The organism is Croceibacterium ferulae (assembly GCF_003660445.1).
Classification (GTDB): domain Bacteria; phylum Pseudomonadota; class Alphaproteobacteria; order Sphingomonadales; family Sphingomonadaceae; genus Croceibacterium; species Croceibacterium ferulae.
Map to the genome: position 1 here is coordinate 241,748 of NZ_QZVQ01000006.1, position 26,334 is coordinate 268,081.

The window sequence follows — 26,334 nt, forward strand, 5'->3', positions numbered from 1 at the left end:
GGCTTACTTCCGCCAATCCTCATAGGCGTCCAGCGCGCGCTGCGGCTGCGTGACCCACCAGCTATAGCCGTTGCGGCGCCCTTCGGAGATGTTGTTAACATCATCGTGAATGGTGCGGTCCTTGTCGCCGAAGATCGGCTGGCCCGTCACGATGTCGTAATTGCGTGACCACAGCGGCCCGGCGCCTTCGCGCGGGAACAGCTTGCGCCCTTCATTGCCCACGCGCTCCCACGCATAGCCCCGCACCGCGGCGGATTTCAGCCAGGCGATACCTCCTTCGATCGCCGCGCGGATCTCCGGGGTGGGGTCGGGCCGGCTCATCAGGAATTCCAGGATGTCCGTCGTTTCGCCACTCGCGATGGAGCGCGGCTCGTAATTGCGGGCGGAGATCGGCTCCAGCGTCAGCGGATCGACCTGCTGCGGCCAGCCCAGCAGTGCGCCATCACGGCGCACCTGCGCCGCCAGAATCAGGTCGATCCCCTTCTGAACGGCGATGCCAGCCTGCTGGCGCAGGCGCTGCGGCACGAAGTCATACTGGTCCTGCTGCGCCACTTCGCCCAGCAGCGACGCCGCCTTGGCGACCGCATTGTCGTTGAAGGTGATGCCGTCGTGGAAGCCGCCTTCCAGCGGCCAGTTCTGCGGCCAGCCCCCATTGGGATATTGCGCCGCCAGCAAATATTCGACCCCGCGCACGAAGCTGGCGCGATAGACGTCGCCGTCTGCCCGCGGCAGCGCGGCGGCGACGTGCTGGAGGAAGCGCATTTCCGTGGTGGTGGCATCATTGTCGAGCGAGCCGACAAAGGTCCAGAAGCGGTCCGTCGGCGCATCGAAATTGGCCGGATCCTGCGCCATCGTCTCCGCATCATTGGCGTAGCGCTGCCCGGGCAGGCGCGGCGGGCCGGTGCGGTCCTGGTTCTTGCTCCACCCGCCGGCAGGGGTCTGGAAGCTGACGATCGTGTCGGCGATGGCCCGCGCCTCGGCCGAGCGGTACCAGCGCGCAGGCTGGTCCAGCGGCATGGTCTTGCTGCCGCCGCCTGCGGCCACCGGCGGGGGCGGCGGGGTCTGGCCCGGGGCCAGCTCGGCAGGGAGCGACTGCCGGTCGATCTCCATCTGCAGGCGCGATCGCAGCAGATAGGCGCGCCAGACGGCCTGCTGGTCATCGGGCAGGGTGCTGATCCGCGCTTCCGTCAGCGGCAGGGCCGGCTGGTTGATGGCGATGACCTCCGCATGCGCCACCCCGCCCGTCAGGGCGGAGGCGGCGAGGCAAAGGGCGATCAAGGGGCTTTTCTTCAAGGCTCTCTCCACATGGCAGTCCGGCGAGCGAGCGGTTCCCCCGCTACTTGTCTGATCGGATCCGGATGGTTCGGACCCGAAACAAGACCACCGGTGTCAATCAGGGTCTTACATGTCATATAACTTGATGCAATAGTGCGTGCTGTATTCAGGATGCGGCAAGCGACCGTGCACGAACAAGGGAACAGGATGCCGGCAAGACAAGCGATCTCCCGTCCGCTGTGGCGCAGTATGGTGAAGCTGACGGTGTGGGCCGCGCTGGTGTTGGCCGTGCCCGCCGATGCGCAGCCGATCGACCGGCAGGCGCTGGTCCAGCGGCATGATGTGACCCTGACGGAGGTCGATCCGCACGCGCCGGTGATGCTGGGCAATGGCGAGCTGGGTTTCACCGCCGACATCACCGGGCTGCAGACCTTTCCGGAGCTTTATTCGGAGATCGCCCCCCTGTTGACCATGGCGCAATGGGGCTGGCACAGCTTTCCCGAAGGCGCGGCAGAGGAAGCCGCCGGGCTGGTGCAGGTGCCCGTGCCGGGCCGGGGCGAGCAGCCCTACGCCTGGATGCGCAGCTGGGCCGATGCGGAAAGCAATCCGGCGCTGAACTGGCTGCGCGCCAATCCCCACCGGATCGCTCTGGGTCGCATTGCCATGGTGGTGGACGGTGCCGCGCCGGACTTCGCGCAGGTCAGCGGCACGCACCAGCATCTGGACCTGTGGACCGGCACGCTGACCAGCCGCTTCGCCTACGCCGGGCAGCCGGTGACGGTGGTAACCCGCGTGCTGCCCGGCCGCGATGCGATCGCGGTGGAGGTGACGTCCCCGCTGGTGCAGGCCGGGCGTCTGGCCCTGTCCGTGCGCTATCCGGGCGTCGACCCGCAGATCAATCCCGATCCGGCCAGCTGGAATGGTGGCGGCACGACAGAAATCGTGGCGCAGACGCCACGGCGCGTGCACCTGCGGCGCGACATCGACGCCACGCGCTACTGGTCCGTCGTGGAGAGCGACGGTATGCTGACGATGGCTGGCGATGCAGGCGTGCTGGCCACCGGCGAGGGCGCAGCGCTGCATCTGCAGGTCGGCTTTGACCGGACGGCCGAGGCACGCCCCCTGCCGCCATTCGCGCAAGGCGCCGAAGCGGTCGCCGGGCATTGGCGCAGCTTCTGGACGGAAGGCGGTGCGGTGGACTTCACCGGCAGCACCGATCCACGCGCCGCGGAGCTGGAGCGGCGAGTGGTGCTGTCGCAATATCTGTCCGCCATCAACGGCGCCGGCACGCTGCCGCCGCAGGAAGAGGGGCTGTTCTCCAACAGCTGGTTCGGCAAGTTCCACCTGGAGATGCACCCGTGGCACGCCGCGTGGCAGGCGCTGTGGGGCCATCCCGACCTGCTGGAGCGCAGCCTGCCCTGGTATGTGGCGCATCTGCCCAACGCGCGGGAGGAAGCCGCGCGGCACGGGGTAGAGGGTGCCTGGTGGCCCAAGATGGTCGGCCCGGAAGGACGCAACAGCCCCAGCCTGGTGTCTCCCTTCCTCATGTGGCAGCAGCCGCACCCGATCCTGCTGGCCGAACTGGTGCGCCGCGCGCGGTCCGGTTCCGGCGAGGAGGCGGGGGTGCTGCAACATTATGGCGAGCTGGTGGAGGCGAGTGCTAACCTGCTGGCATCCTGGCCGCTGGAGCAGAACGGACGGCTGAACCTCGGGCCGCCGCTGATCCCCGCGCAGGAGAACTATGACCCGCTGACCACAGTCAACCCGACCTTCGAGCTGGCCTATTTCCGCTGGGCACTGAACGTGGCGCAGCAATGGCGGGAACGGCAGGGGCTGGCGCCCAAGCCGGCCTGGGCCGATGCGTTGCGCAAGCTGGCCCCGCTGCCGATGGCTGACGGGCGCTATCTGCCCGCGGAGAGCGAGCCCGATTTCTGGGAAGTCGCCGCCTCGGCAGCGTGCAGCGGCGCGGCCGATGCTGCCCAATGCAAGAACCGCGATCACCCGTCCTTCCTGATGGCCTATGGCTTCATTCCGGGCGAGGAAGTCGACCCGCAGGCGATGGGGCGCACCCTGTCGGCCGTCAGCGAACATTGGGATCTGCGCCAGACCTGGGGCTGGGACTTCCCGATGCTGGCCATGGCCGCCGCCCGGCTCGGCCGGCCGGGGGAGGCGATCGACTGGCTGTTCGCGGACCGCAAGAACAACCAGTGGGGCGTGACCGGCATGACGCCGCGTGTGCATCTGGATGCCCATGCGGAAGACCTCGTGCCCGTCTCCGGCGGCGCCGGCGGCGTGGCGATGGCGGAGAACCCGGACGGCGCGGGCTACCGCCGGGCGGCGGAAACCTATTTTCCGTCCAACGGCGCGCTGCTGTGGGCGGTCGGGATGATGGCAGCCGGATGGGACGGGTCGGAGGGGCGCGCCCCCGGCTTTCCCGAGGAGGGCTGGAACGTGCGGGTCGAAGGCATCGCCCCTGCACCATGATGGAGAGTGACATGATTGACGGGCAGACACGCCGCGGCCTGCTGAAGGGCATCGCGGCTGGGACGGTGGCCGCCAGTGCCCTGCGGGCAAGCGCGGCAATGGCGCAGGCAGACGCATCCGCGCCGGCGTCGGTTTCCACCGGCCCGGCTCCGCGCGAATGGACCGACGCTACGACCGGCTACCGCGTCCGGCGGCTGAGCCCGGACGGAGGTGGCGGCAAGCTGTATTTCTACAAGAACAGCTTCACGCCCGCAGGCGACCTGATGGTGATGAGCACCCCGGACGGGATCTCCACGGTCAACCCCGCCACGGGTGCGCTGCGGGTGCTGGTGGCCGACCCGCATGCCGACCTCATGTTCACCGCCCGCAGCAATCGCGACGTCTATTACAGCGTCAGCGATCCCGGCGAGGCGCAGCCGATGGATCGCCCGCGCACGATCTACGCCATCTCTGCCGACGGCGGGGACGCGCGGCGGATCGGGCGGATCGACAACGGCCAGCTCAATGCTGCCAACGCGGACGACACGCTGCTGCTGGGCTTTGTCGCCTATGGCTCGCAGCCGCTGCAGCCCGGCGTGACCGATCCGCGCAACCGCCGGTTCGATCAGGCCGAATATGCGGCGGTGGGGCCGGACGGCAAGCCGCTCAACTTCGCGCGGGCCAAGGGCGTGCGCATGCTGGAACGCTGGGCTGCGCGCTATCCGATGGAGATCTTCACGCTCGATATCCGGACCGGCGAGCGGCGGGTGCTGCACAGCACGAATGAATGGATCGGCCACACGCAGTTCTCCCCGACCGATCCGCAGCGGATCATCTTCTGCCATGAAGGGCCGTGGCACCGGGTCGACCGGATGTGGACGATGAAGACCGACGGCACCGACCTGCGACGTACGCACGAGCGGACCATGAATTTCGAGATCTTCGGCCATGAATGGTTCGGGCCTGACGGGAAGGAGATCTTCTACGACCTGCAGACCCCGCGCGGGCAGGTGTTCTGGGTCGCCTCCGTCAATCTGGAGACGGGGCAGCGCATCTGGCGCCGGGTCGAACGCAACGATTGGGGCGTGCATTTCAACCAGTCGCCGGATGGCACCCTGTTCGCCAGCGATGGTGGCGACGCCGACATGGTCGCCCATGCGCCGGACGGCAAATGGCTGGCGCTGCTGCAGCCCGAGACGGTGCCCGATGCCGATCCGGAAAGCGACAAGGCGGAACTGATCACGGCACAGATCATGCGGCCTACCCGCCTGGTGGACATGCGCGCCCATGATTATCGGCTGGAGCCGAACCTCACCTTCACGCCGGACGGCAAGTCCATCGTGTTCTGTTCGAACATGCACGGGCTCAACCACATCTATGTGGTCGACCTCGACAGCAAGGGCTGACTCGCCGCGACATGTCATACAGGCGGGCGCGGTTGGCTGATGACCTGCCCGCCACGTGCGACAAACCGTGGCGAAGCTGCGCGACAATCCGGTCAGCTCGGCTTGCCACCGGTGTCATGTTGTCATACAGCTTCGGTCAGAACCAGCCCGACAGGCTGGCGGTCGGAGAAGTGATTTATGTCTGAGGTTAGCCGTGCGCGGGCGGGTTTGTGCCTGCGCGCTTCCGCCATTGCGATGATGATCTGGTCTGCGCCGACGCTGGCGCAGGTTGCCCCTCTGCCGGGCGGATCGTCGTCGCCGCCGGCCACCCCTTCGGCTGCGCAGCAGGGTGATACGGCGACTGGACAGGCTGCCGGCACGACCGGCGACGCAGCTGCCACCGGCGCAGGCGGTGAGATCGTCGTCACCGGTTTCCGCGGCAGCCTGGACCGCGCGCTGGACATCAAGCGCAACGAAGCCGGTGCGGTCGACACGATCCTGGCCGAGGACATGGCCGACTTCCCCGACCTGAACCTGGCCGAATCGATCCAGCGCCTGCCGGGCGTCACGATTGAGCGTGACGGCGGGCAGGGTCGGACCATCAGCGTCCGTGGCCTCAGCGCCGATTTCACCCGCGTGCGGATCAACGGGCTGGAAGCGCAGGCGGCCGCCGGCGGCAATCGCAGCCGCGGCTTCGACTTTTCCATCTTCGCATCCGAGCTGTTCAACTCGATCACCGTGCGCAAGACGCAATCGGCGGAGATCGAGGAAGGCTCCCTGGGCGCGACTGTCGACCTGCAGACGGGCCGCGCGCTCGACTTCGGGGGTGGCATCCACGGCGCCCTGTCGACGCAGGCTTCGTACAACGACCTGTCCGAGAAGGTCCTGCCGCGGATCGCCGGGCTGCTCAGCTGGGCGAATGACGACGAGACGTTCGGCGCGCTGGTCTCTGTTGCCTATAGCGAGCGGCGCCCGACCAGCGAGAGCTTCAACACCACGCGGTGGCAGAGCGGCGACCCGGCACTGCCCTATGGCCAGGGCAACAACTTCGCGGACTGCCTGTCGTGCACCACGGATGCCGAACGGACAGAGGCGCTGTCCGCCTATTATCCGCGCATCCCGCGCTACACGATCGGCTCCTTCTCGGAAAACCGGCTGGGCCTGACCGGGTCGCTGCAGTGGAAGCCGACCGAGGATACCGAGATCATCCTGGACGGGCTGTATTCCCGCTTCAACCAGGAAGCCGAAAGCCCGAACATCGAGGCGATCAGCTTCAGCCGCGCGGCCGGCGGCGTGCGGGATACCGTGCTGCGCGAATATGCGATCGACCCGGAGACCAACACGCTGTCCTACGGCGTGTTCGACAATGTCGATGTCCGCAGCGAAAACGGCTTCTCGCGCGATGAGAGCACCTTCCTGCAGGTGTCACTGAATGCCCGGCACGCATTCACCGACCGGTTCCGTGGCCGGCTGAAGCTGGGCCAGTCGCATTCAAAGGCCCGGACGCCCTTGTCGGTGTCCTACATGTTCGATGCGCTGGATGTGGACGGCTACACTTACGACTTCCGCGGCAACGACCGCACGCCGCAGATTTCCTACGGCTTCGATGTCACGGACGGGCGCAACTTCACGCTGACGGAATGGCGGCGCAGCACCGGCGGCGCGGATTACCGGCTGAAGACTGCGGCGGGTGCGCTGGAATATGATCTGACGGACGAGCTGACCATCAAGGCCGGCGGCGAATATCGGACCTACAATTTCGACACATTCGGCTTCCAGCAGGCGGTGTCCACCCTGTCGGGCGCAGACCGGGCGACCGACGTGACCAATCTGGGCAAGATCGAAACCATCGCCGGCAAGCTCGACATCCCGGCCGGGACCGATCTGAACTACATCACGCCCGACATCTTCGCGATCAATGACGTCCTGAGCGTCTACAACGACCCGCTGGTGCCCAGCTTCAACGGCACCCGCGAGGTCAAGGAGAAGGACAAGGGCGCCTTCATCCAGGCCGATTTCGACACGATGCTGGCCGACCTGGTGGTCCGTGGCAATGTCGGCCTGCGCTACGCCCATACCGACACGACGTCGTACGGCTTCCTCAGCGAGGCCCAGGTGGAGGTGGACAACAGCTACAGCAACTGGCTGCCGTCCTTCAATCTGGCGATCGAGCCGGCGAGCGATCTGGTGGTCCGCCTCGGCGCGGCCAAGGTGATGTCACGCCCGGCGCTGGGCGATCTCACCCCCGGCGGCAGCCTGTCCACGCCGACCCGGCGGGTGTCCTACGGCAATCCGCTGCTCGATCCCTTCAAGGCGACCAATTACGACGCGTCGATCGAGTGGTACTTCGCGCCGGAGGCACTGGTGGCTGCGGCGGTCTTCTACAAGAAGATCGACAGCTTCATCACCACGGTCACCGATGTGGTGCCGTGGCGGAGCCTGGGCCTGCCCGACAGCCTGCTGGTCGGCACGCCCGCATCGCCGGACGAGGATTTCGAGGTCACCCGCAGGATCAATGGCGAGGGCGGCACGCTGAAGGGGCTGGAGCTGCAGTATCAGCAGCCCTTCACCTTCCTGCCCGGCGTGCTGAACAATATGGGCTTCATCGGCAACATGACCTTTGTCGATTCCGATGTCAGCTATGGTGATTATGGCCGCAACCGGCTGACCGGGCAGTCCAAGTTCATGTACAATGCCACGCTGTATTACGAGGACGACAAGTTCAGTGCCCGCGCCTCGGCCGCCTATCGTGACCAGTACCTGCTGGCGTTCCCGGGCGGCAACAACAACACGGAAGAGGGCATCAATGGCACGCTGAACATCGACGCCTCCATCTCCTACGAGGTGGCCGAGAATGTGCGTCTGTCGATCGAGGCGGTCAATTTGACCGACGAATATAACGATCGCTATGTCGATGCGACCAACAGGGTGTCCAATTACCGGCATTTCGGGCGCGAGTTCCTGTTCGGTGCGCGGGCATCGTTCTGAGGCAAATATTGGAGGGCAGGGTGATGCGGGCGAGCCGTCGACGCGGAATGCGGGTGCTGGGTGCGATGCTTCTGGCCGGCGCGATCCCGCTGCCCGCCATCGCCCAGACGGACCAGCCGGTGGTGGCCGGGGTCGAGGCGGCATGGCTGGATGCCCTGCCGCGCCCGGCGCTGGACACCACCGGCGCCCGCCTGCCGACCCGGGCGGAGGCGCTGGCGGCGGCCGAATATGTCAACTCGGCGCAGATCGCCGACATGGCGCGCCAGCCGATCCCGCTCTCCACCGGCGGCGCGCTGGACAGCATGGCGCCCAACTGGGTGGCGGCGATCTACTACACGGGTGCGGCGCGGCTGGCCCGCGTGTCTGACCGGCCGGAAACGCTGCGCTTCCTGACCATGGTGGCGGACCATTACAATTACGCGGTGCGCGGCGCGAAGTCCGGCCCGACGATGCTGAATGCCGATGATATTGCCGTGGGCGACCTGTACGAGGAGCTCTATTCCCGGCGCCGCATCGAAGGCACGCTGCTGCCATTGCAGCAGCGGCTCGACTGGCAGGTGCCGCACCTTGCCCGCGCCGACTCTGCCGACGGTTCGGGTCCGCTGATCTGGTGGTGGGCGGACGCGCTGTACATGGCGCCGCCGGTCTTGGCGCGTATGTCGGCGATCACCGGCAATCCGAAATATCTGCAGGCGGCGGACAAGGAATGGCGCCGCACCGCCCGGCGGCTGTGGGTGCCCGAAGACCGCCTGTTCCTGCGGGACGAGCGTTTCGCCGGCCGAACGGGGGCGGACGGCCAACCGGTCTACTGGTCGCGCGGCAATGGCTGGGTGCTGGGCGGCCTGGCCCGCTTCATCGAGGCGATGCCGGCCGATTTCGCCGGACGTGAGTACTACCTGGACCTGTTCCGCCAACTGGCGGGCCGGGTGGTCGAGCTGCAACGGCCTGACGGGTTGTGGCCGGCCAGTCTGCTGGCGCCCGACGCCTATCCGGAACCGGAGACATCCGGCTCTGCGCTGTTCACCTATGCGCTGGCCTGGGGCGTCAATCACGGGCTGCTGGACCGCGCAACGGTGACGCCGCATGTCCAGCGGGGCTGGGCCGCGTTGAACCGGCACATTCTTCCCGATGGCCAGCTGGGCCATGCGCAGCGCACGGGCGACCAGCCGGTGAATACCTCGGCCGAAGATACCGGCCCCTATGCCAACGGAGCCTATATCCTGGCATCGCTGGAGTTGGCCGATCTGGCGAGCGGGAAGCAGCAGCCTCTGCCGGAGCCGGAGCCGGAGCGCGACAGTGCCGAGTGGATTGCCGCAACCATGCCGGCCCCGCCCGCGCCAAAGACGGTGGTCGGCGACGCGGAGATCGCCCGGCGCCGGGCGGAGATGCAGGCGGTCGAGGCGCTGTCCTATGATCCCGCCGCATCCGGCCGGCCGCAATCGGTCGAGCCGCTGACACCGCCGCCCCCGGCGGAACGCACCCCGCGCGCCGTGGCCCGCTTCGCGCCTGACCGGCTGGACGACCTGTTGTGGGAGAACGACCTGGTCGCTCACCGCATCTACGGCCCCGCGCTGCAGGTGAAGGAGGCGCCGTCCGGCTCCGGCATCGATGCCTGGGCCAAGCGGGTGCGCTACCCGTTCATGGACCGGCAGCTGAAGTTCCCCAATTACCACATCGATCGCGGGGAAGGGCTGGACTTCTACGATGTCGGCCGGTCGCGCGGCACCGGCGGACTGGGCATCTGGTACGACAACAAGCTGTGGACCAGCCGCAACTTCGCGACCTATGACATCGCGGAGACAGGCGGCGACGTGGCGCGCTTCACCGCGACCTATCGCCCGTGGCCCGTGGATGTGGTGCGGACCGTGGCGGAAACGCGCGAGTTCACCCTGCCGCTGGGCACCCACTTCACCCGCATGCGCTCCACCATGACGTCCAGCAGTGACGAGCCGCTGATCGTGGGCATCGGCATCGGCAAGGCCAATGGTGCCGGCACGTTGCGGACCGACCAGGCGACCGGGCGCATGATTTTCTGGGAAGCGGAAGATGCCGACCATGGCGCGCTGGGCATCGCCATCGCGGTCGATCCTGCGATGGTGGTCGGCTTCACGCAGGATGCGGAGAACTACCTCGTGCTGGTCCGGGTGCAGCCCGGCACGCCGTTCACCTACTACATGGGTTCCGCCTGGAACCGTGGCGGTGATGTGCCCGACCAGGCCGCTTGGGAAGCGCTGGTTGCACGCGAAGAGTTCGAGTTCTGACCGAAGATGGCGGCGCCTTCCCGGGCGCCGCCGCCTGCATCAGCGCAGCTGGCAGACGTCCAGCACGTCCATGTCCTCGTAATCGAGGTTCTCGCCCGCCATGGCCCAGACGAAGCTGTAATTGCGGGTGCCCGAACCCATGTGCACGGACCAGGGCGGGCTGATCACCACATCGCCATCGCCCATCACGATATGGCGCAGATCCTCCGGCTGTCCCATGAAGTGGAACACGCGGCCGTCATCCTCCAGGTCGAAATACAGGTAGATCTCCGACCGGCGCTCGTGAATGTGCGGCGGCATGGTGTTCCACACGCTGCCGGGGTCCAGCCGGGTAAGGCCCAGGCACAGCGAGGCGCTCTGCACCGTATGCGGCAGGATCAACTGGTGAATGGTGCGGGCGTTGGCTGTCTCCAGGCTGCCGCGCTGCATGGTGGCCGCGTCGTCCAGCGTCACGCGGCGCAGCGGGAAGGCGGCATGGGCCGGCACGCTGAGCAGGTAGAACCGGGCGCCTTCGCCGGAAAAGCGCACGTCCTGCGTGCCCATCGGCACGTACAGGGCGTCGTAGCGCTCCAGCGTGATGGGCGTGCCGTCCACGGTCACTTCGCCCGTGCCCCGGCCGATATTGACCACGGACATCTCCCGCCGTTCCAGCAAGGGGTGCCCGGCCGCGCTGGGCGGTTCGCTGTGGCGCGGCAGGTCCAGCACGCCGGTGCCGGGAACGGCGCCGCCGATGATGAAGCGTTCGCCATGCGAGTAGGTCAGCACGATCTCGCGGTCACGGAACAGGCCCGAGACCAGGTAACGGTCACGCAGATCCTGCTGGCTCGCCCCGTCCATCATCTCGGGATGGGTGGCGTAGTAGGTCTTCTCGAACAAGGGTGCTGTCTCCTGCCGGAAGGCCCCGGCGCTGCGCTTTGTGTCCGGCCCGCTGCCGGCCTGAAGCGGCAGTTACGAACCGGGGATATCAGGTGCCTCTCCCCCGACAGGAGAAGTTATCATACATCTTCGTTGCAGTGTCAAACCGCTCTGATCAGGCGGCTGGCAGGTCGCCGCTCAGTTCCGAATGGCGCGACAGGCTCTCGGTCATGTGATGGCGCGCCGCTTCCCGCGCGCCGGTGATGTCCATGCGCACGATCGCGGCCAGGATCGCATCATGCTCGGCCCGGACCTTGGCAACATATTCGTCATGCGCCTCGCCCGGCTTGTCGCGCAGATACATGCTGCGTGGCGGCACCAGCCGGACGCCCAGGAAATCGATGAAGCGCGCGAAATAGGCGTTCTTGGTGGCATGGGCGATCGCCAGGTGGAACTGCGCGTCGGCCAGCGCCGATGCGGCCGGATCGTGGCTGACCTCGGCCATCTGCCGCAGCGCCGCGCGCATCGCATCGATATCGGTCTGGTCACGCCGCGCAGCCGCAAGGCCCGCCATCTCCGCCTCGATCGCCAGGCGCATTTCCAGCAGCTTGAGGATGTCGCTCAGCTCGCCCAGCTCCTCGCGCGTGACCTGGAATGCCCGGTAGCGCGCGCCCGGCGCGACATAGACGCCCGATCCCTGGCGCGATTCCGCGAAGCCCTGCGCCTCCAGCCGCGCGACGGCTTCCCGCACCACCGTGCGGCTGACCTCCTGCGTGATGGCGATGTCCTTCTGCGAAGGCAGCCGCGATCCGGGTGGTATGGTGCCGTCGATGATCTCGGTCTTCAGCTTGTCGTAGAGCGCGTCGGCAAGCGAAGCGGCCTTGGCCATGGACGTTTCCTCTGCAAGGGCACCCGCGGCGCCGGGACCATTCCCTACCGCATCGCAGGCCCCGCAAACAATGCCTGTTGCGCTTGTCATACCACCGGCGGTTCCATAGGAAACGGCCGGGCGGGCGCCCGCCGGCCGGTCCGCCTGTGCGATGCCTGCAAGGATGTGACCGATGCCCGATCTGCCCATGAACCGCCGCCGCGTCGCCCAGGCCATCGCATCCATGCCCCTGTGGCCCGGCCTGGCCCGCGCCGCGGAAGCGGGCAAAGCCACGCGGCTGTCGATCACGGACACGGGCGCGGTTGCCGATGCCAGCACCGTCAACACCGCTGCGATCCAGCAGGCGGTGGACCGGCTGGCAGCAGGGGGCGGCGGCACGGTGGTGGTGCCAGCCGGCATCTTTGTCAGCGGGGCGCTGGACCTGGCGCCTGGGGTGCACCTGCATCTGGAAGAAGGCGCGGTGCTGCGCTGCTCCACCGACATGGTGCATTTTCCGCCGCGCCGCACCCGGATCGAAGGGCATTTCGAAGACAGCTTCACCCCCGCCCTGATCAATGCCGCCCGATGCGACGGGCTGCGGATCACCGGCTCCGGCACGCTGGACGGGGCGGGGCGGCCGATCTGGGACCGGTTCTGGGAAGTCCGCAACGCCGCCCCCGTGCCGTGGGAGTTCCCCAATCTGGGTGTGCCCCGCGCGCGGCTGGCGCTGATCGAGGACAGCGCGGACGTGTTGGTGGAGGGCGTCACCTTCCGGGACTCGCAGTTCTGGAACCTGCATCTGTACAAGTGCCGCGCCGTGACCGTGCGCAATGCGCGGTTCGAAGTGCCTGACGATTACAAGCAGGCCCCCAGCAGCGACGGCGTCGATATCGATAGCTGCCAGGATGTCACGGTCGAAGGCTGCCACTTCTCCGTCACGGATGACTGCATCGCCTGCAAGGGCTCCAAGGGCGTAAACGCGCTGGCCGACAAGGACAGCCCGCCGGTGGAGCGGATCCGGGTGCGGGGCTGCACCTTCCGGCGCGGCCACCATGCATTGGCCTGCGGCAGCGAGGCGACGATCGTGCGCGACGTGGTGGTGGAGGATTGCCGCGTGACCGGCGACATGGTGCTGCTGCGGCTTAAGCTGCGCCCCGATACGCCCCAGCTCTACGAGAACATCCGGATCCGCTCGGTCGTGCTGGACAGTGCGGAGGGCGAGATCATCTCGCTGGTACCGTGGAGCCAGTACACCGACCTGCAGGGCCAGGCGCCGCCGCAATCCGCTGTGCGCAACGTCGTGCTGTCGGACATCACTGGCCGCTTTGGCGCCTTTGGCGCGATCCGCCCGGACCTGGAGCAGACCGATCTGGCCGGGATCATATTCCGCGACATTGACGTGCAGCTGGGCGACGCGACCCCGGACATCGATGTTGGCGCGGACACGAATGCCGTCACTTTCGACAATGTGGTGCTGAACGGAACGCCGCTCGAACTGGGCTAAGGTGCGTTTCTCACCTTGACCTCGGCGCCGGTACCGTTAAGGGGGCGCCTCCATTGCCCCGTCGTCTAAAGGTAAGACTACGGACTCTGACTCCGTCAATCGAGGTTCGAATCCTCGCGGGGCATCCATTACCTTTCCGCATCAGGCGCTGTTCCCACCCATGTACCGGCCGAGAACAGGCTGGTCCGGCGGGGCGGCACTAGGATCGGTATGGCACGCGAGCAATCGGATACGGACGAAACCCCCGCAACGCGCGCGGTGGACGAGGCGGCGCTGGGCGACCGCAAGTTCTACCGGGCCGAGCAGGAGGCGGATTTCGCCGACAAGCAGCCGCAGCACACGCCCCAGACCGCGCACCCGGCCTACCGGCTGGCCTTCCGCGATACCGACTTCCTGCTGCGCGACGAGCTTCGGCCCGTGCGCTTCCAGCTGGAACTGATGAAGACCGAGATGCTGCTGGACGAGGCGCGTGTCGGCTCGACCCTGGTGATGTACGGTTCCGCCCGCATCCCGCCGCCCGAAGCGACCGAGATCGCACTGGCCGGCGCCAAGGACCTGCCCGCGGAAGAGCGCGAGGTGGTGGAGCGGCTGGCCGCCAAGGCCAAGTTCTACACCGAGGCTTATCGCCTGGCGCGGCGCGTGACCGAGCTGTCCATCATCGAGGATGGCCGCCGGCAATTCGTCGTCTGTTCGGGCGGGGGCCCCTCCATCATGGAAGCGGCCAACAAGGGCGCGTCCGATGCCGGCGGCGAATCGATCGGCCTGAACATCGTGCTGCCGCACGAGCAGGCGCCCAATCCCTATGTCACGCCCTACCTGGCGTTCCAGTTCCACTATTTCGCCTTGCGCAAGATGCACTTCCTGCTGCGCGCAAAGGCGGTGGCGGTGTTCCCCGGCGGTTTCGGCACGTTTGACGAGTTCTTCGAACTGCTGACCCTGATCCAGACCGGCAAGATGAAGCCGATCCCCGTGCTGCTGTTCGGGCGCGAATTCTGGACGCAGGTGATCGACTTCGATGCGTTGGCGCGCGAAGGGGTGATTTCCCGCAAGGATCTGGACCTGATCACCTGGTGCGAGACGGCCGAAGATGCCTGGGCCAAGATCTCCGATTTCTATCGCCTGGACCGCTGATCTTGACCTGAAAGCGGCATCCGGCTAAGCGCGCCGCTTTCCTGCGGGCCATTGGTCTGCTGCGATTCTGTAACCCGAACACCATGCTTATCCGGCCCGCGCCCGCGCGCCGGCAGGAACACAAGGACGAACATGGCCAATACGCCGCAAGCCCGCAAGCGCATCCGTCGCAACGAGAACCGTGCAGAGATCAACGGTGCACGCGTCAGCCGCATCCGCAGCTTCGTGAAGAAGGTGGAAACCGCGCTGGCGACCGGCGACCGGGCCGCCGCCCAGACTGCCCTGCAGCAGGCGCAGCCGGAACTGGCGCGTGGCGTGGCGCGCGGCGTGGTTCACAAGAACACTGCCGCCCGCAAGATGAGCCGGCTGAGCAAGCGCGTCGCCGCGCTCTGATCCAGGTGATTCGGCGCCGCGCGGACCCGCGATCGGCGCTGTCACGGAACGGAAATGGAACGAGGTCGGTGGGCAACCATCGGCCTTTTTTCTTGCGTGGGGCCGGGCCGATCGGCCGCCGCTCCCGACTCCGCACAAATCCGCGATTCGCGTAAGTGTCACACTGAAAACTGTGCAAAAACAATGCATTGAACGCAGCCCTGCGGCTTTGCAGGTGGTCAATGGCCAATTTTTGCATTTATTTGACCGGGGCCACTTGCCCGTTTCGGCCCTCCCTTCATAACAGCGCCACAAGGCCGCAGCGGTGCTGTGGTCTGATCATGGGAATCACTGTTCGGTCCTCCGCCGCTGCATGCGCGGTTTGCGGCGGGGCGAAGCTGTGCCTCCATTTGACCGGACTCCCGACCTGGGGCCTGAGTGACACAAGGGACGATAGCAGCAATGATCAGGATGGGACCGCAGACGGGCCGTTCCGCACGGGACGGGGCCGATCGGGCCGCGGCCGGGGGAAATGCGGTGGAGGATGCCGAGACTGTCGCCCTGGCAGCCGACTGGGCCGACATCGTGTCCGGCCTGCGCAAGGATCTGGGCCACCAGCTGTTCACCCAGTGGATCCGTCCGATCGAGCTGGGGCCGCTGTGCAAGGCCACCGGCACGCTGGACCTGTACCTGCCGACCGAATTCTCCGCCAACTGGGTGCAGGATCGCCTGCAGGACCGGCTGGCGCTGGCATGGAAGATCGCCCGCGCCGAAGTGCGCACCGTGCGCATCGCCGTGCATCCCGGCCGCCGCAAGCCGGTCGACCTGGAACTGCGCACCGGCGATGACGGCCTTGGTCATCGCGCGGCCAACGACGGCCTGCGCATGGTCGAAGGGGCCGGGGCGGATCCGCTGCCGGCGCCTGTCGGGTTGGATCCCACTCTGACCTTTGCCGCCTTTGTCACCGGCACCGCCAATATCCTGGCGCGCAATGCGGCGGAGCGGATGGCCGCGGCCGAGCAGCCGCAATTCTCGCCCCTCTACCTCAAGGCCGCGACCGGGCAGGGCAAGACGCACCTGCTGCACGCGATTGGCCATGCCTTCACCCAGACGCATCCGCGCGGGCGCATCTTCTACTGCTCCGCCGAACGCTTCATGGTGGATTTCGTGCAGGCGCTGAGAAGCGGCGAGATGATCGCCTTCAAGGGCCGGCTGCGCGGCTTCGACCTGCTGCTGGTGGACGATCTGCAGTTCATCATCGGCAAGGCTTCTGCGCAGGAAGAACTGCTCTACACGATCGACGCGCTGCTGGCCGAAGGCAAGCGCCTGGTCTTTGCCGCCGACCGCGCGCCGCAGGCGCTGGACGGTGTGGAGCCGCGGCTGCTGAGCCGGCTGTCCATGGGTCTGGTCGCCGACATCCAGCCGGCCGATATCGAGCTGCGCCGCCAGATCCTGCATTCCAAGCTGGCCCGATTTGCGCCGCTCTCCGTACCGGAGGATGTGATCGAGTTCCTCAGCCGCACGATCAGCCGCAATGTGCGCGAGCTGGTGGGCGGGCTGCACAAGCTGATCGCCTATGCTCAGCTGACCGGTCAGGAAGTGTCGCTGCAGCTGGCCGAGGACCAGCTGACCGACATCCTGTCCGCCAATCGCAAGCGCATCACCATCGACGAGATCCAGCGGACGGTGTGCTCCTTCTACCGCATCGACCGCAGCGAGATGGCCAGCAAGCGCCGGGCGCGTGCGGTGGTCCGTCCGCGTCAGGTGGCGATGTATCTGGCCAAGGTGCTGACGCCGCGCTCCTATCCGGAGATCGGCCGCAAGTTCGGCGGGCGCGACCATTCCACCGTGATCCACGCCGTGCGCCTGATCGAGGATCTGCGGCAGCGGGATTCGGAGATGGACGGCGATGTGCGCAGCCTGCTGCGCCAGCTGGAAGATTGAGCGCGTTCGTCTAAAGCAGCCGCATGCTGTCCCCTGATCGCCTGGAGCGCTTCGCGCGCCATATCGTCCTGCCCGAATTGGGCGGTGTGGGGCAGCAGCGCCTGGCGGATGCGCGCGTGGTGCTGGTCGGGCTGGGCGGGATCGGCAGCCCGGCGCTGCAATATCTGGCGGGTGCCGGCATCGGCCATCTGCTGCTGGTCGATGACGACCGTGTCGATGCCAGCAACCTTCAGCGCCAGACCATCTATGCCGAACGCGATATCGGCCATCTGAAGGTCGTCGGCGCCAAGCGCTGGACCACCAATTTCGATGCGGCACTCGATATCCAGCTGAGCGACGAACGGATCAGCGCGGGCAATGCCGCGGCCCTGGTCGCAGGCGCCGATCTGGTCGTGGACGGGTGCGACAATTTCGCCACCCGCCTGGCCGTGTCGGATGCCTGCGTTGCGGCCGGTGTCCCGCTGCTCTCCGCCGCCGTAGGCCGGTTCCAGGGGCAGGTGGCGGCCTTCAAGGGCGCACCCTGCTATCGCTGCTTCGTGGGCGATGCCTTCGATGCCGAGGATTGCGACAGCTGCGCGGCTGACGGCATGCTGGGCGCGATGGCCGGCTGGGTCGGCACCTTCGCCGCCATGCAGGCGGTGCGCATTCTGACCGGCACGATGGGCGATCCGCAATGGGGCCGGCTGCACCTGCTGGACGGGCTTGCGCCCGGCATGCGCACCATCACCATCGCCGCCGACCCGGCCTGCTCCGCCTGCGGGTCAGCGCGCTAGCACTTCCTCCACCCAGGCCGGCACCAGCGTGCTGGCAGGGCCAAGTCGCGTCTCGTCGAACAGCCGCGATCCCAGCGATCGGTCGAGATTGAGCTCCAGCGTCCGGGCACCGGCTTCGGCCGCCGCCTGCACGAAGCCTGCCGCCGGATAGACTGCGCCCGAGGTGCCGACCGACACGAACAGGTCGGCATCGGCCAATGCGGCGAAGATCCGCTCCATTCCGTACGGCATTTCCCCGAACCAGACGATGTCCGGCCGCAGCGCACCTTCGCTGCAGGCGGGGCAGGGCGGGTTGTCCGACAGCGGCTCCGTCCAGCGATGGCGGGCATCGCAGGCGGTGCACCAGGCGCCCAGCGCCTCGCCATGCATGTGCAGCACGCGGTGCGCACCGGCGCGTTCGTGCAGATCGTCGATGTTCTGGGTGACGATCAGCAGATCGCCAGTCCAGTCCCGGTCCAGCCGGGCCAATGCATGGTGCGCGGCGTTGGGTTGGGCGGCGAGCACGCCTGCGCGGCGCATGTCGTAGAAGCGCTGCACCAGCACCGGATCGCGGGCGAAGGCCTCCGGCGTGGCGACATCCTCCACCCGGTGTTCCTCCCACAACCCGTCCTCTGCCCGGAAGGTGGCGAGTCCCGATTCGGCGCTGATCCCGGCGCCGGTCAGGATCACGATATTGCGTGTGGCGTCCATGCCCCCCATGAAGCACGGCAAAGGGAGACAGGGCAATGGCGCGGATCGGCATCATCGGTAGCGAGGGACGCATGGGGGAAGCGCTGCGACGTGCCATCGCAGCGGCCGGGTTCGAGCTGGCGGGCGGCGCCGACCGGGGCGACGATCCCGCGCGGCTGGCCGATGGCAGCGATGCGCTGGTCGATTTCTCCGCCCCGGCCGCGCTGGAGGGGACCATCCATGCCGCCGTCGGCGCGGGCGTGCCGATCCTGATCGGCACCACCGGGCTGGAGGCGGTGCATCATGCGATGATCGACAGCGCGGCGGGCGCGATCCCCGTATTGCAGACCGGCAACACCTCGCTCGGGGTCACGTTGCTGGCGCATCTGGTGCAGGAGGCGGCGGCGCGGCTGGGGCCGGACTGGGACGTGGAGGTGCTGGAGATGCACCACCGCATGAAGGTCGATGCCCCCAGCGGCACCGCGCTGCTGCTGGGCGAGGCTGTCGCCACCGGCCGTGGCATCGTGCTGGCCGACCACAGCGAGCGCGGGCGCGACGGCCAGACCGGCGCACGCGCATCCGGCGCGATCGGCTTCGCATCGCTGCGCGGCGGCACCGTCGCGGGCGAGCACAGCGTGACCCTGGCCGGCGAGCAGGAGCGGATCGTGCTGAGCCACATGGCCGAGGACCGCATGATCTTCGCCCATGGTGCGATCCGCGCCGCCGCCTGGCTGATCGGCCGCGCGCCAGGCCGCTACACGATGGGGCAGGTGCTGGGTCTGTGACCCGCGAGCAGATCTTCGACTTCTTCCGCCGCCTGGCGGAGGCCGACCCCGACCCGCAGACCGAGCTGGAATATGGCAACACCTTCCAGCTGCTGGTCGCCGTGGTGCTGAGCGCGCAGGCGACCGATGCCGGCGTCAACAAGGCGACGCGTGCCCTGTTCGCAGAGGTGAAGACGCCTGGGGACATGCTGGCGCTGGGGGAGGACGGGTTGAAGGCGCATATCCGCACGATCGGCCTGTTCAATGCCAAGGCGGCCAATGTGATGATCCTGTCGCAGCAGCTGGTCGACCGCCACGGCGGCGAGGTGCCAGAGACGCTGGACGAGCTGACGGCGCTGGCGGGCGTCGGTCGCAAGACCGCCAATGTCGTGCTGAACTGCGCCTTCGGCGCGGAAACCTTCGCGGTCGACACCCATGTGTTCCGCGTGGGCAACCGCACCGGCCTGGCGCGCGGCAAGACGCCGGAAGCGGTCGAGGCGAAGCTGCACAAGCGCGTGCCGCAGCCTTTCCGCCGCAACGCGCACCACTGGCTGATCCTGCATGGCCGCTACACCTGCAAGGCACGGCTGCCGGAATGCTGGCGCTGCCCGGTGATCGAGCTGTGCGCGTTCCGCCCCAAGGTGCTGGAACGGCCGGCCAGACGCGCCGTTGGCAAGAAGCTGGGGGCTGCTGCCTGAGCCGCACCAGCGCCGGAAAGGAATGCCGATGCGTATGCTCGCCCTCTCCCTGCCGATCCTGCTGCTGTCAGCCTGCGTTTCGAGTGAGGACCGGGCAACGGACACGATCGCGGATGCAGACCAGGTTCCGGCCGCCCGGGTGCTTGGCCCGGCACAACGCTGTCTGCCGACCAGCCGGATCCAGAACACCCGGGTGCACGGATCGCAGGTGATCGACTTCCTCGCGTTGGGCGGCGAGACGTGGCGCAACACCCTGCGCGCCCCTTGCCCCGGCCTCGCCTTCGAGCAGCGCTTCGCTCACGAAACCAGCATTGGCGAGCTGTGCCGCACTGACACGGTCCAGGTGCTGCGAACCGGCGGCGGGGGCCTGATCCCCGGCGTCCGGTGTCAGCTGGGCGAGTTCGTGCCTGTGGAGCCGGTCGACGCACGGCGGGACAGCACGCCGGATTGAGGCGCCCGGCTTGGCCGCGGACCGGATCGGCGCTAAGGGCGGCGGTCTCGATATCGACCATGACCAACAGCGAAACATTCCCGAATGGCGCCGAGCGCCCGTCCCTGACCGTCGCCGAATCGGCGCGGCTGACCGCGCGCATCACCTGGCTGTCCGTCGGCGTGGGCGGTACCCTGATGCTGCTGAAGGCTGCTGCCTGGTGGGTCAGCGGCTCCGTCGCGCTGCTGGCCTCGGCCGGCGACTCGGCGCTCGATTTCGTGGCGGCGCTGGTCACCTTCTGGGCGGTGCGCGTGGCCGTGCTGCCCGCCGATGCGGAACATCGCTACGGCCACGGCAAGGCCGAGGCCTTCGCCAGCCTGCTGCAGGCGGGCCTGGTCTTCGCCTCCGCCGCGCTGATCGGACAGCAGGCGGTCCATCGTCTGCTGCACCCGGAAGCCGTGTCGCAGGAGGGGCTGGGTATCGCGGTGATGGGCATCTCCATGCTGCTGACGCTGACGCTGGTGCGGGCGCAGGCGCTGGTCATCGCCCGCACGCGATCCGTGGCGATCAAGGGCGACCGCGCGCATTACTTGGCCGATCTGGTGTCCAATGCCGCCGCGATCGCGGGCCTCGCCCTGGCGCACTGGTCCGGCGATCCGCGCTGGGACGCGGTGGCTGGCCTGCTGGTCGCGCTGTGGCTGGTAAAGGGCGCGGTGGAGGTGCTGCGTGCCGCGGCGGACGAGCTGCTGGACCGGGAGGTGGAGGATGGCGAGCGCAACGCGCTGCTGCAGCTGGCGCTGGACGATCCGCAGGTACTGGGCGTGCACCAGTTCCGCTCCCGCCGCGCTGGCCCGACCCTGCATGTCCAGATGCACATGGAGCTGGAACCGGAGCAATCGCTGGCCGAGGCGCACGAGATCGTCGAAGGGGCCGAGCAGCGCATCCTGGCAGCCTTCCCCGGCACCGACCTGGTGATCCATGCCGATCCGTTCGGCATGTCGGAGGATCACGACCACGATTTCGACGGGCTGACAGTGGGCCATGCGGCGGACCGCGTGGTCAATCCGAAGGCGCGCCTGCCGCAGGTGTAGCGCCGGCGAACAGGCCCAGCGGGCCGTTGCCGCGGCCCAGCCCCGGCGCGGCCAGCAATCCATTGCGCACGAAGATGCGCGCCTTGCTCACCGCATTCTCCAACGGCAGACCACCGCCCAGCAGCGTGGCGATAGCGCTGGCGAGCGTGCAGCCGGTGCCATGCGTATGGCGGGTCTCGATCCGGCCGTCCTGCCAGATGCGTGGGGGCTGGCCGGGGCGGACCAGGCGATCCTCCACGATGGCGCCGGGCGCATCGCCGCCCTTGGCCAGATAGGCGATCCCGCGCGCCGCCATGCCCTTGGCTCCGCCTAAGGCGGCAAGCTCGGGCACGTTGGGCGTGGTCAGCGTGGCGAGCAGCATCAGCCGTTCGAACGCCTCGATCGTGGCAGAGTCGGCCAGCGCCGCGCCGGTCGTCGCCACCATCACGGGATCGAACACGATCGGCAGGCCGCTGCCTTCAAGCCTGTCGGCCACCGCATGGGCGATGGCCGGGCTGCCCAGCATGCCGATCTTCACCGCATCGGCGCCGATATCGTCCAGGCAGCTGGCGATCTGCGCCGCCACGAAGGGGGCGGGCACGACCTCGACGCCCTGCACGCCGGTGGTGTTCTGCGCGGTCAGCGCGGTGATCGCGCTCATGCCATAGCCGCCCAGCAGCGTGATCGTCTTGAGATCCGCCTGGATGCCCGCGCCGCCGGACGAGTCGGAGCCGGCGATGGTAAGAATACGCGGCGGTGTCATGCCGGATCGTGGCGGCGCTGCGTGGAGGGCGGATGCGCGTCCAGCCAGCGCTTGGCGCGGGTCGGCCGGTCGGTCAGCTCGCCCGCGCAATTGGGGCAGCGATCGTCCAGCGCGTCGGCGCACTCCGCGCAGAAGGTGCATTCCAGCGAGCAGATGAAGGCGCCGGGCGCCTGCGGCGGCAGGTCCGTGCCGCAGCGTTCGCAATCGGGGCGCATCTCCAGGCTCATGCGGCGGCGGCCTTCACCGCGGCGCAGATCGCATCCACCACCTGTTCCACCGCGCGGCCATCGTCGCCTTCCGCCATGACGCGGATCTTGGGCTCCGTACCCGACTTGCGGATCAGCACGCGTCCGCTGCCGGCCAGCCGCGCCTCGCCCTCGCGGATCGCCGCCTGCACCGCCGGCTCCGCCAGCGGGTCGCCCCCTGCATAGGTCACGTTCTTCAGCACCTGCGGCACGGGATCGAACAGATGCAGCAGGCGGCTGGCCTTCTGCCCGGTCTGCACCAGCGCACCCAGCACCTGCAGCGCGGCGATGCAGCCATCGCCGGTGGTGGCGTGATCGGTCAGGATCATGTGGCCCGACTGCTCGCCCCCGACATTGTAGCCGCCGCTGCGCATCGCCTCCAGCACATGGCGGTCGCCCACCTTGGTGCGGATCAGCTGCAGTTCGTGCCGGGCGAGCAGGCGCTCCAGGCCCAGATTGCTCATCACGGTGGCCACCACCCCGCCGCCGCGCAGGGTTCCGGCTTCCTGCAGGCGCAGGCCGATCAGCGCCATGATCTGGTCGCCATCCACCGGCACGCCCCGCTCGTCGATCACGATCAGCCGGTCGGCATCGCCATCCAGGGCGATGCCGATATCGGCCCGCTCCGCGATCACCCGCTGGCGGATCGCATCCAGGCTGGTGGAGCCGACGCCGTCATTGATGTTGAGGCCGTTGGGCGCGACGCCCATCGCCACCACGTCCGCGCCCAGTTCCCAGAAGGCCTCGGGCGCGACGGTGTAGGCGGCGCCATGGGCGCAATCGACCACGATCTTCAGCCCGTCCAGCCGCACATCGGATGGCAGCGACTGCTTGATCGCGTGGATGTAGCGGCCCCGGGCATCCTCGATCCGGCGGGCACGGCCGATCGCGTCGCCGGTTGCCAGCGGCTGGTCCTCGGCCATTGCCGCCTCGATCGCGGCCTCGTCGGCATCGGACAGCTTGAAGCCGTCGGGACCGAACAGCTTGATGCCATTATCGGCATAGGGGTTGTGGCTGGCGGAGATCATCACGCCCAGATCGGCCCGCATCTCCCGCGCCAGCAGCGCCACGGCGGGGGTGGGCAGGGGGCCGGTCATGATCACGTCCATGCCCACGCTGGTGAAGCCGGCCGCCAGCGCGGTTTCCATCATGTAGCCGGACAGGCGCGTATCCTTGCCGATCACCACCCGGTGCCGATGGCTGCCGCGCAGGAAATGGCGGCCCGCCGCCTGCCCCACCTTCATCGCGGTGGCCGCGTTCAGCAGCCCGCCATTGGCCCGCCCGCGAATACCGTCTGTCCCGAAATATACGCGTTCCATGCCTGGCCGTGCTCAATAAGGTTGTTCTGCGATCCGCTGCCATGGCGCTTGCGCGGACCATTGTCACGCTTACAGGATGGGGGAATGCCTGCCGAAGACGCCCCAGCGAACCCGACCGCACACGAACCGGCTGCTCCGCAGACGGCGGAAGGGCCCATCCTGCGCCTGCCCGCCGGGTGGACCTTCGCCGCGCTGATCGGCGGCTGGGCCATCGGCTGGCTGCTGGCGGACAGCCCGGCGGCGGGGCCGCTGCAGGCGGTGGCCGGGCCGGTCGGCAGCATCTGGCTGAGCGCGTTGCAGATGACCATCATCCCGCTGGTCGCCGGCCTGCTGGTAACCGGCGTCACCGGCATGGTCGCCACCGCCCGGGTCGGCGCCACCGCCCGACGCACGCTGCTGGCTTTCTGGAGCGTGCTGGCGGGCGGCACGCTGATGGCGGCGCTGTTGACGCCGGTGTTGCTGGAGGCATTCCCCATCCCTGCGTCGGCCGGCGGCGCGCTGCTGGCCGGAGGGGTGTCGGCGCCGCAGGAAGTGCCCAGCATCGGCGACTTCTTCGAATCCCTGGTCACCCCCAACGTGGTGGCGGCGGCGGCGGACACCGCCATGCTGCCGCTGATCGTGTTCTTCGTGGCGCTGGCCTTCGCGATCACGCGCCTGCCAGCCGCCCGGCGCACGCCGCTGATCGACCTGTTTGCCGGGCTGGGCGATGCCATGCTGGTGATCATCGGCTGGGTGCTGTGGCTGGCGCCGGTCGGCGTGCTGGCGCTGGCGATCGGCGTGGGCCTGCGCAGCGGCGGCGGCGCGCTGGCGGCGGTGGCGCATTACATCGTGGTCGTGTCCTCGATGGGGCTGATCGTCATGCTGGCCGGATACGTTCTGGCGGTCGCCGGCGGGCGGGTGCCACTGGTCCGCTTCGCCCGCGCGATGATTCCCGCCCAGACGGTGGCGCTGTCGACCCAGAGCTCGCTCGCCAGCCTGCCCGCCATGCTGGGATCGTGCCGTGACCTGGGCCTGCGCGAGACGAGCGGCGACTTCGTACTGCCGCTGGCCGTCGCCCTGTTCCGCGCCACGGGGCCGGCGATGAACCTGGCGGTGGCGATCTATGTGGCGCATCTGGCGGGTGTGGAGCTGACGCCCGTGATGCTGGTGGCCGGCTTCGCCGTGGCGCTGCTGACCACGGTCGGTTCCGTCAGCCTGCCCGGCGCGGTCAGCTTCGTCACCGCGATCGGCCCGATCGCGATCACGATGGGTGTGCCGGTGGAGCCGTTGGCCCTGCTGGTGGCGGTGGAAATGGTGCCGGACCTGATCCGCACGATCGGCAATGTCACCATGAACGTGGCGGTCACCGCTTTCGTCGACCGGTCGGACCGGGACCGCTAGCCGTTCTCGTCCAGCGGCGGCACCGTTGTGGCGAATAGCGGCTCGCCGAACAGGAAGCCCACGATGTTGGGCCGGCCCAGATGGTCGAACAGCGCCGTCAGCGCCAGCAGGATGGGGACGGACAGCAGCGCCCCGAAGACGCCCCAGATCCATGTGAAGTAGCTCAGTGCCAGCAGGATCATCACCGGGTTCATGGTGAAGCGCGCGCCCAGGATCGCCGGCGTCACCACATTGGCCTCCACCGCATGCAGCCCCAGATAGGCGGCGGCGGGGATCATCCCGACCAACGGCGCTTCCGCCGTGCCCAGGCCAAACAGGCTGAGCAGCGCCACCATCGCCAGCGGGCCGATATAGGGGATGAAGTTCAGCAGCGTGGCGAGGCCGCCCCACATCACCGGCGCGCCCAGGCCCAGGGTCCAGGCGCCCAGCGCAACCACCACGCCGACACCCAGATTGATGATGGACACGGTCAGGATATAGGCTGCAACCCTGTCCTGCACGTCGCGCATCACCCGCGCGGCCTTCAGGCTGGCGCCGAAATGCTGGCGGTCCAGCAGCAGGCGGCGGCGCAGGCGCACGCGCGCCTCGATCATGAAGAACGCCATCAGGAAGGTCAGCAGCACCTCCAGCAGCACGGAGGGCGTGGCAAAGGCGACCTCCTCCAGCATGGACGGGCCAGCCAGCACCACCTGCTCGCCCTCCGTTTCGCCGATGATGCGTGCGATCCGGTCGTTCAGCCGCCCGACCCAGACCAGATTGCCCTGGAAGTGGCGGAAATGCTCGCCCACCCGCTCCACCATGGCAGGTGCGGCCTCGAACAGGGACATGGCCGGGCGCAGCACGGCGGTCAGTGCGGTGGCGACCACGGCGAAGAACAGCAGCAGCGCGGCGAAGCTGGCCAGCGGATTGGGCAGGCCGAACAGCGCCAGCCGGTCCGCCACGGGCGAGAGCACGATGGTCAGCATGATGGCCGTGACCAGCGGCAGGAATACCACCGATCCGATCGACAGCACGAAAGGCAGCGCCAGGAACAGCCCCGTGGCGAGCAGCACCACCAATGCGGAGATCAGCCGCAATTCCTGCGCGGCGAAGGTCATGCGGTTGCCGCTGCCATCGCCATCCGCGGCCGGCGGCGCTGCCGGCCCGGGCGGCAGATGCGGATCGGTGCCGATCATGC

General features: G+C 68.1%; 22 protein-coding genes and 1 tRNA gene. 15 read left to right on the forward strand and 8 right to left on the reverse strand.

What is annotated here, in order from left to right; genetic code table 11:
- Positions 1-3 precede the first annotated feature (3 nt).
- A complete protein-coding gene (gene pelA / locus D5S08_RS08640) occupies positions 4-1,293 on the reverse strand; it encodes a pectate lyase (RefSeq protein ID WP_206610304.1) in 1,290 nt (429 codons plus the stop codon).
- A 189-nt stretch (positions 1,294-1,482) separates the two neighbouring features.
- Here pelA and D5S08_RS08645 point away from each other — a divergent pair, with 189 nt between their 5' ends.
- The 4 genes from D5S08_RS08645 (at position 1,483) to D5S08_RS08660 (ending at position 10,372) form a co-directional block, all read left to right on the forward strand.
- Positions 1,483-3,759 carry a hypothetical protein gene (locus D5S08_RS08645; protein ID WP_241557314.1) on the forward strand — a complete coding sequence of 759 codons (2,277 nt, stop codon included), beginning with the start codon at positions 1,483-1,485 and terminating at the stop codon, positions 3,757-3,759.
- Positions 3,756-5,144, forward strand: a complete 1,389-nt coding sequence (locus D5S08_RS08650) for an oligogalacturonate lyase family protein (protein WP_241557315.1) — start codon at positions 3,756-3,758, stop codon at positions 5,142-5,144. Before D5S08_RS08645 ends, D5S08_RS08650 begins: the two co-directional genes overlap by 4 nt.
- Before the next feature lie 234 nt (positions 5,145-5,378).
- On the forward strand, positions 5,379-8,111 hold the full coding sequence (locus D5S08_RS08655; RefSeq protein ID WP_162301944.1) for a TonB-dependent receptor: 2,733 nt from the start codon (positions 5,379-5,381) through the stop codon (positions 8,109-8,111).
- 23 nt (positions 8,112-8,134) lie between these two features.
- Entirely contained in the window at positions 8,135-10,372 is a 2,238-nt protein-coding gene (locus tag D5S08_RS08660) for a glycoside hydrolase family 88 protein (RefSeq protein ID WP_206610305.1), read from the forward strand.
- A 39-nt stretch (positions 10,373-10,411) separates the two neighbouring features.
- Here D5S08_RS08660 and kduI read toward each other — a convergent pair whose 3' ends face one another.
- Positions 10,412-11,248 carry a 5-dehydro-4-deoxy-D-glucuronate isomerase gene (gene kduI, locus D5S08_RS08665; protein WP_121117533.1) on the reverse strand — a complete coding sequence of 279 codons (837 nt, stop codon included), beginning with the start codon at positions 11,246-11,248 and terminating at the stop codon, positions 10,412-10,414.
- A 154-nt stretch (positions 11,249-11,402) separates the two neighbouring features.
- Positions 11,403-12,116 carry a FadR/GntR family transcriptional regulator gene (locus D5S08_RS08670; RefSeq protein ID WP_121117535.1) on the reverse strand — a complete coding sequence of 238 codons (714 nt, stop codon included), beginning with the start codon at positions 12,114-12,116 and terminating at the stop codon, positions 11,403-11,405.
- Between the two features lie 172 nt (positions 12,117-12,288).
- Here D5S08_RS08670 and D5S08_RS08675 point away from each other — a divergent pair, with 172 nt between their 5' ends.
- The 6 genes from D5S08_RS08675 (at position 12,289) to D5S08_RS08700 (ending at position 17,819) form a co-directional block, all read left to right on the forward strand.
- Positions 12,289-13,599 carry a glycoside hydrolase family 28 protein gene (locus tag D5S08_RS08675; protein WP_121117537.1) on the forward strand — a complete coding sequence of 437 codons (1,311 nt, stop codon included), beginning with the start codon at positions 12,289-12,291 and terminating at the stop codon, positions 13,597-13,599.
- 54 nt (positions 13,600-13,653) lie between these two features.
- Positions 13,654-13,727 (forward strand) — tRNA-Gln (locus D5S08_RS08680).
- An 82-nt stretch (positions 13,728-13,809) separates the two neighbouring features.
- Complete coding sequence (locus tag D5S08_RS08685) at positions 13,810-14,730, forward strand: LOG family protein (protein ID WP_121117539.1); 921 nt, start codon at positions 13,810-13,812, stop codon at positions 14,728-14,730.
- 132 nt (positions 14,731-14,862) lie between these two features.
- The gene (gene rpsT / locus D5S08_RS08690) at positions 14,863-15,123 is read left to right on the forward strand and encodes a 30S ribosomal protein S20 (RefSeq protein WP_121117541.1); all 261 of its coding nucleotides are present in this window, start codon (positions 14,863-14,865) and stop codon (positions 15,121-15,123) included.
- A gap of 441 nt (positions 15,124-15,564) precedes the next feature.
- Positions 15,565-17,046, forward strand: coding sequence for a chromosomal replication initiator protein DnaA (dnaA, locus tag D5S08_RS08695; RefSeq protein ID WP_421757455.1), 1,482 nt, complete (start codon positions 15,565-15,567; stop codon positions 17,044-17,046).
- 23 nt (positions 17,047-17,069) lie between these two features.
- A complete protein-coding gene (locus D5S08_RS08700) occupies positions 17,070-17,819 on the forward strand; it encodes a HesA/MoeB/ThiF family protein (protein WP_175578907.1) in 750 nt (249 codons plus the stop codon).
- On the opposite strand, the gene D5S08_RS08705 is transcribed toward D5S08_RS08700, so the two are convergent.
- Entirely contained in the window at positions 17,808-18,509 is a 702-nt protein-coding gene (locus D5S08_RS08705; RefSeq protein WP_121117545.1) for an NAD-dependent deacylase, read from the reverse strand. The two genes, D5S08_RS08700 and D5S08_RS08705, sit on opposite strands and share 12 nt — an antisense overlap.
- 35 nt (positions 18,510-18,544) lie before the next feature.
- Between D5S08_RS08705 and dapB the strand changes: the two genes are divergently transcribed.
- The 4 genes from dapB to D5S08_RS08725 are packed head-to-tail and all read left to right on the forward strand — an operon-like array spanning position 18,545 to position 21,471.
- On the forward strand, positions 18,545-19,273 hold the full coding sequence (dapB, locus tag D5S08_RS08710; protein WP_121117547.1) for a 4-hydroxy-tetrahydrodipicolinate reductase: 729 nt from the start codon (positions 18,545-18,547) through the stop codon (positions 19,271-19,273).
- Positions 19,270-19,950, forward strand: a complete 681-nt coding sequence (gene nth / locus D5S08_RS08715; RefSeq protein ID WP_121117549.1) for an endonuclease III — start codon at positions 19,270-19,272, stop codon at positions 19,948-19,950. The genes dapB and nth overlap by 4 nt, the downstream gene beginning before the upstream one ends.
- A gap of 28 nt (positions 19,951-19,978) precedes the next feature.
- Entirely contained in the window at positions 19,979-20,401 is a 423-nt protein-coding gene (locus tag D5S08_RS08720) for a hypothetical protein (RefSeq protein ID WP_126665525.1), read from the forward strand.
- Between the two features lie 59 nt (positions 20,402-20,460).
- A complete protein-coding gene (locus D5S08_RS08725; protein WP_121117553.1) occupies positions 20,461-21,471 on the forward strand; it encodes a cation diffusion facilitator family transporter in 1,011 nt (336 codons plus the stop codon).
- Here D5S08_RS08725 and thiD read toward each other — a convergent pair.
- Genes thiD through glmM form a run of 3 tightly spaced genes read right to left on the reverse strand, consistent with a single transcriptional unit; the run spans position 21,440 to position 23,777 of the window.
- Positions 21,440-22,213, reverse strand: coding sequence for a bifunctional hydroxymethylpyrimidine kinase/phosphomethylpyrimidine kinase (gene thiD, locus D5S08_RS08730; protein WP_121117555.1), 774 nt, complete (start codon positions 22,211-22,213; stop codon positions 21,440-21,442). The genes D5S08_RS08725 and thiD overlap by 32 nt on opposite strands.
- Positions 22,210-22,440: a DUF1272 domain-containing protein gene (locus D5S08_RS08735; RefSeq protein WP_121117557.1), complete on the reverse strand. Its 231-nt coding sequence runs from the start codon at positions 22,438-22,440 to the stop codon at positions 22,210-22,212. The genes thiD and D5S08_RS08735 overlap by 4 nt, the downstream gene beginning before the upstream one ends.
- Complete coding sequence (glmM, locus tag D5S08_RS08740; protein ID WP_121117559.1) at positions 22,437-23,777, reverse strand: phosphoglucosamine mutase; 1,341 nt, start codon at positions 23,775-23,777, stop codon at positions 22,437-22,439. The genes D5S08_RS08735 and glmM overlap by 4 nt, the downstream gene beginning before the upstream one ends.
- 84 nt (positions 23,778-23,861) lie before the next feature.
- Between glmM and D5S08_RS08745 the strand changes: the two genes are divergently transcribed.
- A complete protein-coding gene (locus tag D5S08_RS08745; RefSeq protein ID WP_121117561.1) occupies positions 23,862-25,157 on the forward strand; it encodes a dicarboxylate/amino acid:cation symporter in 1,296 nt (431 codons plus the stop codon).
- Here D5S08_RS08745 and D5S08_RS08750 read toward each other — a convergent pair.
- The gene (locus D5S08_RS08750) at positions 25,154-26,332 is read right to left on the reverse strand and encodes an AI-2E family transporter (protein ID WP_241557316.1); all 1,179 of its coding nucleotides are present in this window, start codon (positions 26,330-26,332) and stop codon (positions 25,154-25,156) included. The genes D5S08_RS08745 and D5S08_RS08750 overlap by 4 nt on opposite strands.
- Positions 26,333-26,334: the final 2 nt, after the last annotated feature.

Excerpts from the sequence above, each read along its gene's own strand:
- D5S08_RS08720 (WP_126665525.1), top strand. The coding sequence starts at position 19,979 with ATGCGTATGCTCGCCCTCTCCCTGCCGATCCTGCTGCTGTCAGCCTGC.
- D5S08_RS08685 (WP_121117539.1), top strand. The coding sequence starts at position 13,810 with ATGGCACGCGAGCAATCGGATACGGACGAAACCCCCGCAACGCGCGCG.
- D5S08_RS08650 (WP_241557315.1), top strand. The coding sequence starts at position 3,756 with ATGATGGAGAGTGACATGATTGACGGGCAGACACGCCGCGGCCTGCTG.
- D5S08_RS08660 (WP_206610305.1), top strand. The coding sequence starts at position 8,135 with ATGCGGGCGAGCCGTCGACGCGGAATGCGGGTGCTGGGTGCGATGCTT.
- D5S08_RS08670 (WP_121117535.1), bottom strand. The coding sequence starts at position 12,116 with ATGGCCAAGGCCGCTTCGCTTGCCGACGCGCTCTACGACAAGCTGAAG.
- D5S08_RS08735 (WP_121117557.1), bottom strand. The coding sequence starts at position 22,440 with ATGAGCCTGGAGATGCGCCCCGATTGCGAACGCTGCGGCACGGACCTG.
- D5S08_RS08705 (WP_121117545.1), bottom strand. The coding sequence starts at position 18,509 with ATGGACGCCACACGCAATATCGTGATCCTGACCGGCGCCGGGATCAGC.
- D5S08_RS08750 (WP_241557316.1), bottom strand. The coding sequence starts at position 26,332 with ATGATCGGCACCGATCCGCATCTGCCGCCCGGGCCGGCAGCGCCGCCG.
- dnaA (WP_421757455.1), top strand. The coding sequence starts at position 15,565 with ATGATCAGGATGGGACCGCAGACGGGCCGTTCCGCACGGGACGGGGCC.
- thiD (WP_121117555.1), bottom strand. The coding sequence starts at position 22,213 with ATGACACCGCCGCGTATTCTTACCATCGCCGGCTCCGACTCGTCCGGC.
- rpsT (WP_121117541.1), top strand. The coding sequence starts at position 14,863 with ATGGCCAATACGCCGCAAGCCCGCAAGCGCATCCGTCGCAACGAGAAC.
- glmM (WP_121117559.1), bottom strand. The coding sequence starts at position 23,777 with ATGGAACGCGTATATTTCGGGACAGACGGTATTCGCGGGCGGGCCAAT.
- D5S08_RS08645 (WP_241557314.1), top strand. The coding sequence starts at position 1,483 with ATGCCGGCAAGACAAGCGATCTCCCGTCCGCTGTGGCGCAGTATGGTG.
- D5S08_RS08675 (WP_121117537.1), top strand. The coding sequence starts at position 12,289 with ATGCCCGATCTGCCCATGAACCGCCGCCGCGTCGCCCAGGCCATCGCA.
- D5S08_RS08745 (WP_121117561.1), top strand. The coding sequence starts at position 23,862 with ATGCCTGCCGAAGACGCCCCAGCGAACCCGACCGCACACGAACCGGCT.
- D5S08_RS08700 (WP_175578907.1), top strand. The coding sequence starts at position 17,070 with ATGCTGTCCCCTGATCGCCTGGAGCGCTTCGCGCGCCATATCGTCCTG.
- D5S08_RS08655 (WP_162301944.1), top strand. The coding sequence starts at position 5,379 with ATGATGATCTGGTCTGCGCCGACGCTGGCGCAGGTTGCCCCTCTGCCG.
- dapB (WP_121117547.1), top strand. The coding sequence starts at position 18,545 with ATGGCGCGGATCGGCATCATCGGTAGCGAGGGACGCATGGGGGAAGCG.
- D5S08_RS08725 (WP_121117553.1), top strand. The coding sequence starts at position 20,461 with ATGACCAACAGCGAAACATTCCCGAATGGCGCCGAGCGCCCGTCCCTG.